The organism is Paraburkholderia ginsengisoli NBRC 100965 (assembly GCF_000739735.1).
Classification (GTDB): Bacteria; Pseudomonadota; Gammaproteobacteria; order Burkholderiales; family Burkholderiaceae; genus Paraburkholderia; species Paraburkholderia ginsengisoli.
Genome location: NZ_BBJF01000009.1, coordinates 152,626 through 164,182, shown reverse-complemented (window position 1 = coordinate 164,182; position 11,557 = coordinate 152,626). Strand labels below are relative to the sequence as shown.

Annotated in this window: 8 protein-coding genes; 5 read left to right on the top strand and 3 right to left on the bottom strand. The window is 64.3% G+C overall.

The window, feature by feature from the left end:
• Positions 1-4: 4 nt before the first annotated feature.
• Together gspE and gspD are read right to left on the bottom strand one after the other, a co-directional pair.
• The gene (gspE, locus tag BGI01S_RS17415; protein ID WP_408638616.1) at positions 5-1,519 is read right to left on the bottom strand and encodes a type II secretion system ATPase GspE; all 1,515 of its coding nucleotides are present in this window, start codon (positions 1,517-1,519) and stop codon (positions 5-7) included.
• Positions 1,519-3,906, bottom strand: a complete 2,388-nt coding sequence (gspD, locus tag BGI01S_RS17410; protein WP_042327213.1) for a type II secretion system secretin GspD — start codon at positions 3,904-3,906, stop codon at positions 1,519-1,521. Before gspD ends, gspE begins: the two co-directional genes overlap by 1 nt.
• Before the next feature lie 512 nt (positions 3,907-4,418).
• Here gspD and BGI01S_RS17405 point away from each other — a divergent pair.
• Both BGI01S_RS17405 and BGI01S_RS17400 read left to right on the top strand, forming a co-directional pair.
• Positions 4,419-4,865 (top strand): lytic transglycosylase domain-containing protein, encoded by a 447-nt coding sequence (locus tag BGI01S_RS17405; protein ID WP_042327211.1) that lies wholly within the window; start codon positions 4,419-4,421, stop codon positions 4,863-4,865.
• A gap of 365 nt (positions 4,866-5,230) precedes the next feature.
• A complete protein-coding gene (locus BGI01S_RS17400) occupies positions 5,231-6,580 on the top strand; it encodes a GTP-binding protein (RefSeq protein WP_042327210.1) in 1,350 nt (449 codons plus the stop codon).
• 131 nt (positions 6,581-6,711) lie between these two features.
• Here the strand turns inward: BGI01S_RS17400 and BGI01S_RS17395 are convergent, their stop codons facing one another.
• A complete protein-coding gene (locus tag BGI01S_RS17395) occupies positions 6,712-6,990 on the bottom strand; it encodes an HU family DNA-binding protein (RefSeq protein ID WP_006050811.1) in 279 nt (92 codons plus the stop codon).
• Between the two features lie 414 nt (positions 6,991-7,404).
• Here BGI01S_RS17395 and mnmC point away from each other — a divergent pair, with 414 nt between their 5' ends.
• From mnmC to BGI01S_RS17385, 3 genes are all read left to right on the top strand, one after another.
• Positions 7,405-9,372: a bifunctional tRNA (5-methylaminomethyl-2-thiouridine)(34)-methyltransferase MnmD/FAD-dependent 5-carboxymethylaminomethyl-2-thiouridine(34) oxidoreductase MnmC gene (gene mnmC, locus BGI01S_RS17390; RefSeq protein ID WP_042327209.1), complete on the top strand. Its 1,968-nt coding sequence runs from the start codon at positions 7,405-7,407 to the stop codon at positions 9,370-9,372.
• 428 nt (positions 9,373-9,800) lie between these two features.
• Positions 9,801-10,382, top strand: a complete 582-nt coding sequence (locus BGI01S_RS30600; protein WP_167335660.1) for a hypothetical protein — start codon at positions 9,801-9,803, stop codon at positions 10,380-10,382.
• The gene (locus BGI01S_RS17385) at positions 10,285-11,490 is read left to right on the top strand and encodes a cation:proton antiporter (protein ID WP_042327208.1); all 1,206 of its coding nucleotides are present in this window, start codon (positions 10,285-10,287) and stop codon (positions 11,488-11,490) included. Before BGI01S_RS30600 ends, BGI01S_RS17385 begins: the two co-directional genes overlap by 98 nt.
• The last annotated feature ends 67 nt before the right edge of the window (positions 11,491-11,557 follow it).

The following is an 11,557-nucleotide window of genomic DNA, read 5'->3' as shown; positions in this document are numbered from 1 at the left end:
GCGCTTATGCTCCGCCCGTCACGCGAATCACTTCTTCCAGCGACGTCAGCCCGGACGCGAGCCAACGGTCCGCATCCTCACGCAACGTGCGCATGCCTTGTTCGCGGCCGGCCGTGAGGATTTCCGCATCGGCCGCATTGCGGTGAACCAGCGCGCGGATCGCGTCGTCGATCAACAGCAGTTCGTACACACCGCGCCGTCCCGCATAACCGGACTGGCCGCATTTGTCGCAGCCCACTGGATGCCAACGCACGCTGCCGTCTTCCTCGACGCGCTCTTCGCGGCACACCTGACACAACCGCCGCACGAGCCGCTGCGCCAGCACGCCGAGCAGCGACGACGCCAGCAGATACGGCTCGACGCCCATGTCGGTCAAACGCGTGACGGCCGAGGCCGCGTCGTTGGTGTGCAGCGTCGCCAACACGAGGTGGCCCGTGAGCGAAGCCTGCACCGCGATCTGCGCGGTTTCGAGGTCGCGGATTTCGCCGATCATGATGACGTCCGGGTCCTGCCGCAGAATCGAGCGCAGCGCGCGCGCGAAGGTCATGCCGATCCGTTCGTTGACCTGCGTCTGGCCGATGCCGGAGAGGTCGTATTCGATTGGGTCTTCGACCGTCATGATGTTGGTCGTGGCCGTTTCGAGCCGCGACATCGCCGCGTACAGCGTGGTCGTCTTACCGGAGCCGGTCGGGCCGGTCACCAGCACGATGCCGTGCGGCTTGCCGATCAGCTTGTCGAATTTGACGAGCGTGTCGGACGCCATGCCGAGCGCTTCGAGGTTCAGGCGCGACGCGTCTTTTTCTAGCAGACGCAGCACCGCGCGTTCGCCGTGACCGGTTGGCAGCGTCGACACGCGCACGTCGACGGGACGGCCGCCGACTCGCAGCGTGATCCGGCCGTCCTGCGGCAAACGTTTCTCCGCGATGTCGAGCTGCGCCATGATCTTGATCCGCGAGATCAGCGCGCCGTGCAGCGCTTTCTTCGGGCGCACGACGTCGCGCAGCGTGCCGTCGACCCGGAAGCGCACCACCGAAGAAGTTTCGAAGGGCTCGATGTGAATGTCCGATGCCTGTTCGCGCGCCGCTTGCGTGAGCAGCGCGTTGATCATCCGGATGATCGGCGCGTCGTCCTCGGACTCCAGCAGATCCTCGACCTCGGGGATGTCCTGCATCAGTCGCGACAGATCGACTTCGCCTTCCACTTCGCCCACTACCTGCGCGGCGCTGCCGTCCTGGCGCGCATACGCCTGGTTGATTGCCTGCGCGAGTTCGTCCGCAGGCAGGCGCACGACCGACACCGCGCCGAAATTGCGCGCGACTTCGGCGAGCGCGGCTTCGCTGGTGCGTTCGCTGATCCAGACTTCGAGGCTGTCCGCGTGTTGATGCGCGACCAGAATCTGGCCGCTGCGGGCGAAACCGTACGGCACGAGCCGCGCGGCGAGCGGCGAGGGCGCGGCGCGCTCGCTGTTGGCGGGGTCGCCGCCCGGCGCGCGCTGCGCCGTTTGCGCGGGCGCCTGAATCACGGACGCGCTCCCGGTGACATCGTGGTCGGCTGCGTGCCGCTTGCCGGGTAGGGCGCGGCGATCTGCTGCGGCGTCTGCAGCACGGGCTGCTGGGTCGACTGCGGCACGGCTTGCGGGACGGCCTCCGGCGCCTGCGAAGGCACCTGCTGCGGCACTTGCTGTTGCTGCTGCGGGGCCATCTGCTGACGACGCATCTGGTTCAGATCGAACAGATTCATCGCGGGCGGCACGCCCTGGCTAGGGCCGAGCGGCATCGGCGGCACGACCGGATCGTCGCGATCGCGCATCACGTTGTTATCCGTCTTGTACGCGCCCTGCACACCCTGAATGTAGTCGTAGCGGTTCGACGTGACGGCCTGCGCGGTATCGCGGTCGGCGATGATCACCGGGCGCAGGAATACCATCAGGTTGGTCTTGTCGCGGTTCTTCTGTTCCGAGCGGAACAACTGGCCGATCCACGGGATGTCGCCGAGCAGCGGCACCTTGCTGTTGCTGACCTGGTAGTTGTCCTGCATCAGGCCGCCCAGCACGATGATTTCGCCGTTGTCGGCCAACACCGTCGACTGGATCGAGCGCTTGGTGAACTGCGGACCCGACGGATTGGTTGTCGCGTTGGTGGTGCCGTTCACGATCGCCGAGTCTTCCGTGTAGAGCTGCAGCTTCAGAATGCCGCCCTCGGTGATCTGCGGCTTCACGTGCAGCGTCAGACCCACGTCGACACGGTCGAACGTGTTGAATGCCGCGCTCGCGGTGCCGCTCGTCAGGTTCGAATACGAACCGGTCTGAATCGGCACGTTCGTCCCGACGATGATCTTCGCTTCTTCGTTGTCGAGCGTGATCAGGTTAGGCGTGGACAGCACGTTCGCGTCGGCACTCTGCGACAGTGCCTGCAGCAGCGCGCCGAGTCCCTGCACGCCGAAAATGTTGTGAATCCAGCCGATGTTCAGGCCCTGCTGCAAAACGCCGTTGCCCACCGCCGCGCCGAGACCGCCGGTGGCGCCCGTGGCCGCGGCTGTCGCGGCGGCCGCCGTCAGGTTGACGATGCTGTTGCTCGAACCGGTCGACAGGTTCGTGCCCGCGAACAGCGAGTTGTTCGCGATCTGCCATTGAATGCCGAGGTTGCCGCTCGTGTTCGAGTTCAACTCGACGATCAGCGCCTCGATGTAGACCTGCGGACGGCGCGCGTCGAGCTGGTCGATCACCGCGCGCAAATTGCGGTACACCGGCTCGGCCGCCGTGATGATCAGCGAGTTGGTGGCGGAGTCGGCCTGGATCATGCCGCCGGCCTGGTTGTCGTCGCCCTTGTCCTTGTCGCCGCCGAGCAGGCCGCCCGAAGCGGAACCGCCGTTCGCGCCCGAGCCGCTGCCGCTCATCGGCGACGACATCGAACTGCTGTTCATTCCGCCCGACGGCAGCGGCGGGGTGCCCGACGTGCCCGTCGAATTGCTGCCCGAGAAGCCGCCGCCGCCGTTCTGGTTGAACGAATTCGCTTCGCCCGAGCCACCCGACGAGCCGCTGTCGCCGCCCTTGCCCATCATGCCGCGCAGCGTCTTTGCGAGCTTCGTCGCGTCCGCGTTGCGCAGCGCGACGACGTGCATGTTGCCAGGCATCGTGGTCGGCATGTCGAGCTGCTTCGCGAGTTCCTTCGCGGCGGCCAGACGGCCGCCGTTCGACGCGCGGATCATCAGCGAGTTGGTGCGCGGGTCGGCCGTGATCGAGACTTTCAGCGTCGCGTCGGTGCTGCCGATCGCGCCCGGATCGAGCATCTTGGTCAACTGCGTGGCGATGTCGATCGCGTTGCCGTTTCTCAGCGGCACGACCGCGACGGACTGGCCGGCCGCCGTATCCACGCCCGCGATGATCTGCGCGATGCGCCGCACGTTGTCGGCGTAGTCGGTGACGACGATCGTATTGTTGGCCGGATACGCGGCCACGGTATTGTTCGGCGAGATCAGCGGACGCAGTACCGGCAGCAGGTTATTGGCCGATTCGTTCTTCAGCACGAAGACCTGCGTGACCACCTGGTCGCCGCGCGCGACAGGCGCGTTGCCGACATAGGTCGGCACGCCTTGCAGCTTGGCGTCGGCCTCGGGCACGACCTTCAGCACGCCGTGGTCCTGCACCAGCGCGAAACCCTGCATGCGCAACGCGGATTGCAGGGTCTTCAGCGCCTGGTCCTGCGGCACCGAATTTTCCGACACGAGGTTCAACTGCCCCTTCACACGCGGGTCGACGATGATCGTTTTGCCGGTTGCCGCGCCGATCGCCTTGGCGACCTGGTCGATGTCGGCGTTCACGAAGTTGAGTGTCACCTGTGCCTGTGCTGTCTGCGCGGTGATCAATCCAGCCACCAGCAGCGCCGTTGCAACGCGACGCAAAGCCATACAATTTCTTCTCATGGGTTGTGATATCGAAGCCGGCAGCCGATGCTGCCGACGGTCATGCGGTGCGGACACGGGGGCAAGCCACCCTCTCGCCGGTCTGGGGGACAGCCTCGCGGGCCGGGCTCGCTGCGGGTGCCGACCATCCGACGTCCGAAAAAAATGAACAGTAACAGTTTTTCATGTCGGATTTGTCACAAATCAGACGGCGATATGCGAATCCGTTAAAAGACCGCACCGTTGTCATGCAACTGAAAGCTTGTGGCGCCTGGCGCGAGCCGGGCGACGCATCGTTTTCCGCCTGCCTATGTCTGTTAGCTAACTTGACGCGGGTCGGACTGCCGGTATGATACGAGCCGTTCGAGTCTCCGGTTGATGGTTTGCCGCCGCGGGTTTTCCCCGATATTCGACGAACGCCCGACCGGCGTGCCCTGGCGGCTCTCAGCGGCTGAACTCTGGCCGAAGAAACGCCTTACCAACCCTTACCCTTGCGATTTACTTAGTCGTCTTGACCGATGAACCATGTCTTCGTCACCGTCGCCGCAGGACTTGCCATGCTGGCAGCAGCAGGGTCCGCGCGCGCCGATTGCTTTGACGAAGCGGCCAAGTATCAAAAGGTTAACCCATTGATTCTGCGTGCGATTGCGTGGCAGGAGTCGCACAACCGGCCCGACGCGCAGCACAAGAACGCCAACGGTTCAACCGACTACGGCGTGATGCAGATCAATTCGATCCATCTGCCCATCCTCGCTCAATACGGCATCTCGCAGGGCACACTGATGGAGCCCTGCAAGAACGTCTATATCGCGGCGTGGCATCTGCGTCGTCAGATGAACAAGTACGGCAATACGTGGCAGGCAGTCGGAGCGTACCACTCCGAAACGCCGGCTTTGCGCGACAAGTATGCGCAACAGATCGTCGCCATTCTACGCAAGTGGAATCTGATGCCGGCTACACGCTGAGCGTCTCGCTTGCCGGCGTCCCCTCGTCTCGGCGACCTGCTTTTGGCTTCGGCGCGACTGTCGCCTCCCTGGTTGAACCCGCTTACTGGCTGATTTGCCCGCGTATCTGGCGGCTTGCCTGTGAACGCGCATCGACGTGTTCTGTCCGTCTTCTCGTGCGCCTGCTTGCGCCCGCTGTTCGGCTTGCCGCCACGTTGCCAAACGCGCTTGCCGCCGGCCGCCGCGCCAGCCCGTCACGCGAGCGCCGCCCGTTTTGATGCACAATGCGGCTTCGTGCTGCCGTCGAGGCTCGCGTCATAGCGCCGCGCAGTCATGCGGCCCCGAGCCCGGTACGCCCTCCACTCCTCTTGCACTTCCGTACTGCGATGAACCAGCCGCTATTGCCCGTCACCGTGCTCTCCGGTTTTCTGGGCGCCGGCAAGACCACGCTCCTGAACGACATCCTCGCGAATCGCGCCGGTTTGCGCGTGGCCGTGATCGTCAACGATCTGGGCGCCGTCGACGTCGATCCGGCGCTCGTGCGCGATGCCGCCGCGGTGTCGCACGCCGAAGAGCAGCTCGTCGAGATATCGAACGGCTGCATCTGCTGCACGTTGCGCGACGACCTCGCGGTCGAGATCAAACGTCTTGCCGCCGAACAGCGCTTCGATGCGATCGTGATCGAGGCGACCGGCGTCGCTGAGCCGATGCCGATCGCCGACATCTTCAGCTTCGTCGACGACGACGGCGCGTCGCTCGCCGACGTCGCGCGACTCGACACGATGGTGACGGTGGTCGATGCGGCCAATTTCCTGCGCGACTACGCTTCGGCGGACGCGCTCGCCGAGCGCGGTATCGCCGTGAGCGACGAAGACGACCGCACCATCGTCGAATTGCTGATCGAGCAGATTGAATTCTGCGACGTGCTGGTGGTGAACAAGGCCGACCTCGTCAGCGCCGACGAGCTCACGCGCCTGCAACGCATCCTCGCGCGCCTCAACCCGCGCGCGGTGCAGGTGGTCAGCCGTTTCGGCTCGGTGCCGCTCGCGCAGGTGCTGAACACCGGCCGTTTCGATTTCGACGAAGCAGCGAGCGCGCCGGGCTGGCTCGCCGCGCTCACGCATGAACACGATGACGAGCACGGTCATGCGCATCACGGTGAAGCGGACGAGTTCGGTATCGGCACATTCGTTTATGGCGCGCGCCGGCCGTTTCATCCGGAACGGCTGTGGACGCTACTGCATCAGGAATGGAAGGGCGTCTTGCGCGGCAAGGGCTTCTTCTGGCTCGCGACGCGCAACGATATCGCCGGTTCGCTGTCGCAGGCGGGCGGCGCTTGCCGGCACGGTCCGGCAGGGATGTGGTGGGCGGCGCAGGATCGCAGCGAATGGCCGGACGGCGACGACGAGCTGGCCGCCGAAATCGCCGGCGACTGGTATGGCGACCCGGACGATCTGAGCATCGGCGATCGTCGTCAGGAGCTGGTGATGATCGGCGTCGACATCGACCCGGCCGCGTGGACCGCGAAGTTCGACGCCTGCCTGCTGAGCGACGACGAATACGCGCTCGGTCCGCAGGGCTGGCAGCAGTTCGCCGACCCTTTCCCCGCCTGGGATTTCGACGACGACGATCACGATCACCACGACCACGATCACCACCATCATCACGGCCACGACCATGGTCACGACGGTCATGGCCATGATCACGCCGAACACCACCCGCATCGCCACGACTGAACGGCGTCCCGCCGCCATCGTTCCCATGGAACCGCGACACCGCCCGTCGCGGCCCGCCGCACCACGTGCACACCGCGCGGACGAAAAAAAACCCGCCGTTGGCGGGTGTCAACTGCCTGGCAGTATTCTGCTTAGCGCTTGTTGACGGCGTCCTTGAACGCCTTGCCGGCCGTGAACTTGACGGTCTTGGCAGCCGGGATCTTGATGGTTTCGCCGGTCTTGGGATTGCGACCCGTACGCGCTGCGCGTTTGCCCGAACCGAAACTACCGAAGCCGATCAACTGGACCGCGTCGCCCTTCGACACAGACTTCTTGATCACTTCAAGCAACGTGTCCAGCGTTTCACCGGTTTGAGCCTTGCTGGCGCCCGTCTGTCCTGCGACGGCGTCGATCAGTTCCTGTTTGTTCATTAAGGTTCCTTTCTGAGTTTAGGTTGACACGAACAGCGCGAACGCGCCGATTATACGTGCGCGCGCCGCGCCGTCGAGCAGCTGCGGCCCCGGAGCCCCTCCGGGCCTGGAGCGCGGACAGTTGACTGTGCGCTGGCCGTGCTCCCGCTCGATTCGCGGCGCTTGCTATGATAGCGCAGCGCAAACCCAATCAGGACAAGGGTTTCGAAGATTTACGAGGTTCCAGCGCCGATATCGCAAGGAAAGCGCGATTTCCCCTTCCGGCACCCTCCCGAAGAGGGCTGAAACCCAGTAGGGACGGGGCTTAGCGTTGGTTTTTGCCAACGTTCGGCGCGTCCTTTTCGCCGCCAGGCGAGCTGCGCGCGCTGGCGGTAACGTTAGAACCGCTCTTTCGAGCGTCATTTCCCGACGCGCATGACTGATCCGCTGATCCCCGCCGTCCTCGCTTTTCGCGACAACGGCACCCCCTTTTCGCCGCTCTACGACGACATCTATCACAGCGCCGTCGGGGGTCTGGAACAGGCTCACTACGTCTTTCTGCGCGGCAATGCGCTGCCCGAACGATGGCAAGGCCGCCGCATTTTCACCGTGCTCGAAACCGGCTTCGGCATGGGCATCAACTTCCTCGTGACGTGGGCCGCGTGGCGCGCCGATCCGGCGCGTTGCGAGCGGTTGCATTTCGTGTCGACCGAGAAGCATCCGTTCACCGTCGACGATTTGCGCAGCGTCTATGCGGCGACGCTGTCCGATCCCGCGATTACAGAACTGGCCGACACGCTTGCAAACGCGTGGCCGATGCTGGTCCCCGGCACGCATCGGCTCGAATTCGACGACGGCCGCGTGGTTCTCACGCTGGTGCTGGCCGACGCCGCCGAGAGCTTGCCGGCCTTGCGGCTGCGCGCCGACGCGTTCTACCTCGACGGCTTTGCGCCGGCGCGCAATCCCGAGCTCTGGAGCCCGGCCATCTTCAAGGCGCTCGCGCGGCTGGCGGGCGAGGGCGCGACATTCGCCACCTACAGCAGCGCCGGCGAGATCAAACGCGCGTTGACCCAATGCGGTTTCGAGTACCGCAAGATCGACGGCTTCGGCTGGAAACGGGCGATGCTGGTCGGCCACTTCGCGCCCCGCTGGCGCGTGCGTCGCTACGAGCCGCCCGCGCCGCTCGCGCTCGACGAACGGCATGCGGTGGTGATCGGCGCCGGGCTCGCCGGCAGCGCGGTGATCGAACGGCTCGCGGCGCGCGGCTGGCGCATCACGTCGCTGGAACGCCGTGCGTCGGTCGCGCAGGACGCGTCGGGCAATCCGGCTGGCGTGTTCCACCCGATGATTTCACGCGACGACAGCGTCGCCTCACGCGTCACCCGCGCCGGCTTTCTCTACGCGCTGCAACGATGGGCCGCGCTCGAACGGCTGGGTCATCGGCCGTCGCGCGGCGGCGCAGGGCTGTTGCAGATCGCCGCGGACGACGGCGAAGCCCGTGCGATCGGCGACGCAATCGCCGCGTTCGGCTATCCGTCCGCCTATGTGGCGCCGGTGTCGGCGGCCGCCGCGTACAAGCTTGCCGGCACGCCGCTCGCGCGCGGCGGCTGGTTTTTTCCGCAGGGCGGCTGGATCGATCCGGCTTCGCTATGCGCCGCGCAGTTCGCCGCAGCGGGCGGTCTGCTCGAACGCCGCTTCGGCGTCGAAGTTGCGCGACTCGAACGCTCCGGGGATCAATGGACCGTCATCGACACCGCTGGCCAGGTTGTTGCGCGCGCGCCGGTGGTGATCGTCGCGAGCGCGCACGATGCCGCGCGCATCGCCGGCTTGCAGCATGCGCCCACTCGCAGCATTCGCGGCCAGTTGACGCTGCTGCCGTCGGGCGCGGCGCCGTCGCTCGCGTTGCCGGTGATCGGCGAAGGCTATGCGGTGCCGCTGGCAAACGGCGTCACGTTGACCGGCGCCACTTATGAACTCGATGACCCCGACACGTCGTTGCGTGCGGACGGACATCTGGAAAACCTCGAGCGCGTCGCGCAGATGCTGCCGGCGTTCGGCGGCTCTGTCGCTACCGCACGCTCGATGGAACTAGCCGGACGCGTCGCGTTCCGCTGCGTGACGAGCGACCGCATACCGATGATCGGACAACTCGCCGACGAAGCCCAGGCGGCCCATGACGCACAGCGTCTGCGCGGCGCCTGGCCGCTCGATCTACCGCGCATGGACGGCCTGTACAGTGCGTTCGCGTACGGGTCGCGCGGACTGGTGTGGGCGGCGCTCGGTGCCGAACTGATCGCGTCGCAGATAGAAGGCGAGCCGTGGCCGCTCGAACGCGATCTGGCCGAAGACCTCGATCCCGCGCGTTTCCTGCTGCGCGCATTGCGACAGGGAACGGTGAGTTAACCGCACGCGAACGCGTTTACGCCATCGGCTCCGCCCTCCACCGTCCCACCGTTAACCGACCCACGCCGCGGTATACGCCTGTTAACGCGGCGTCGAAGTTATCCACTGAAACTTGTGGATAACCACGCCGTTAACCGGCGCAAGTCGTGTGGAACCGTTGTGGACGTAAACGGGGTAACTTTGCTCGCGCCGAAAATCGCCAAAAGTTGCTCGCGTATACCCGCCGCTCCCGCACATGCTGTGCATCCGGTTATGCCGCCGGCAAGCTAATGATTCGTTTCGGTAAACAAGGGTTATCCACAGAAACCGAGGCACCTTGTTAACTGTTACTACGTATACATACAGTAAACCTGTAAACAGCAAGGCCGAGGCTGGAGAGAAGTCCGTCGGCGTGGTTAACCTCTTCCAACCGACGTAAACCTTCTTCGGTGAATGACCCGAAAAGCACACACGCAACCATCAATCTGACGGTTTACGTAGCCCGCATCAGCGGTAAAAAAGTCGCTTTTCCCGCGAGCTTCGGAGATAACGTACGTTTTTACCGTTTTGCCTGCGTGTTCGTGTGTTTTCGGTCGAGGTCGAACAAGCTATGGCACAATCGCCGTTCTTTTCGGCGTCGTGCCTTTGTCTCTGCCGGCACGCGCTGCAACGGAACGGTGCCGCTCAATCAGAATCTGATTCAAAGTCGACGGCGTTCTTTCACCGTGCCGGTTGCTACAGCCGCATCCTTGAATGTGCCGGGCTCTTCTCGCGGCAGCGGCGCATTCAGATTCAGATCATCCGATCAAAGAAAACTCGCAACGCTGGCCATGCGAAGCGATTGCGACAGTGAGCGCGAACGCGCCCACCTGCTCGCCGGTGTTTGCGCCGGTTCGTGTCGCCCGCCGTTGCTGCAAAGGAGAACCCATTACGATGAATTCGGCGTTTTCATTTTTTCCAGCCTGGCCGCTTTCACCCGACGCCATTTTTTGGGCTGGTCTTGCGTTGCTCGCCGCTGGCTTGTGCGGTGAGCTGTGCTACCGCGCGTGGCGTTTACCACGCATTTCCGGCTATGCGGTCATCGGCCTCATTGCCGGCGCCGCTGGCTTCGGCGTAATCGACGCGGATTCCGCGATGGCCGCACGGCCATTGCTCGATGTCGCGCTCGGGTTGCTGTTATTCGAACTGGGTAGCCGGCTCGATCTGCGGTGGATCCGCCGCAATCCGTGGCTGATCCTGTCGAGCCTCGCCGAAGCGACGCTGACTTTCGCGTTCGTGCTGCCGGTCCTGTTGTTCCTGAACGTGCCGCTGATGGTGGCGATGGTGCTCGCGGCGATCGCGATGGCGACCTCGCCCGCGATGGTGATCCAGCTCAAAACGGAATTGCGCGCGGAAGGGCAGGTGACCCAGCGTCTGCTGACGCTCACCGCGCTGAACAGCATGTATGCGGTGGTGATCGAAAAGCTCGTGTCGAGCTGGTTGCATCAGGAGGTTTACGGCAATGTGTTCGCGACCATCCTGCAACCGCTTTACCTGCTGATCGGCTCGTTCGTACTCGCCTATCTGCTCGCGCGCACCTGCACGTTTTTCTATCGCCGGCTCAACATGCAGGACGAGCATTCGTTCGTCGCGCTGTTCGGCCTGGTGTTGCTGGCGATCGCGATTTCGCATCTGTTCAAGCTGTCGACCATTCTTTCGCTGCTGGCCGCCGGCATCATCGTGAAAAATCACGAAGCGCGTCCGCAGTTGTGGCCGCAGCATTTCGGCACCGCCGGCTGGTTGTTGACCGTGATCCTGTTCGTGCTCACGCTGACGTCGTTCGAATGGAAGCACATCGCGCTCGGCGGCGTCGCCGCGCTGGGTCTGATCGTTGCTCGTCTGGTGGCAAAGCTGATCGGTGTGATGGCGTTCGCCAAACCGAGCGGCTTGAACTGGAAACAGGGGATGGCGCTCGGTTTGTCGTTATCGCCGATGTCGGCGCTCGCGTATCTGCTGGTCGACGACACCTACAACCTCTATCCGAATTTCGACCCGCAACTGCGGGCGATCGTGATGTGTTCGATTTTCGTGCTGCAGATTCTCGGGCCGTGGCTCGTCTATCGCAGCCTCGCGCTGGTGGCTGAACGGCGCGAAGAGTAATCGCGCGCCGCTCGCTGCAGGTTGGTGGCGACGTTTCATTCAACTCATTCGATTCCAAAACGGCCGG

What these genes read in the sequence shown, in the direction of transcription:
- gspD (WP_042327213.1), bottom strand. Translation starts at nt 3,906, where the DNA reads ATGGCTTTGCGTCGCGTTGCAACGGCGCTGCTGGTGGCTGGATTGATC.
- BGI01S_RS17405 (WP_042327211.1), top strand. Translation starts at nt 4,419, where the DNA reads ATGAACCATGTCTTCGTCACCGTCGCCGCAGGACTTGCCATGCTGGCA.
- BGI01S_RS17400 (WP_042327210.1), top strand. Translation starts at nt 5,231, where the DNA reads ATGAACCAGCCGCTATTGCCCGTCACCGTGCTCTCCGGTTTTCTGGGC.
- BGI01S_RS17395 (WP_006050811.1), bottom strand. Translation starts at nt 6,990, where the DNA reads ATGAACAAACAGGAACTGATCGACGCCGTCGCAGGACAGACGGGCGCC.
- mnmC (WP_042327209.1), top strand. Translation starts at nt 7,405, where the DNA reads ATGACTGATCCGCTGATCCCCGCCGTCCTCGCTTTTCGCGACAACGGC.
- BGI01S_RS17385 (WP_042327208.1), top strand. Translation starts at nt 10,285, where the DNA reads ATGAATTCGGCGTTTTCATTTTTTCCAGCCTGGCCGCTTTCACCCGAC.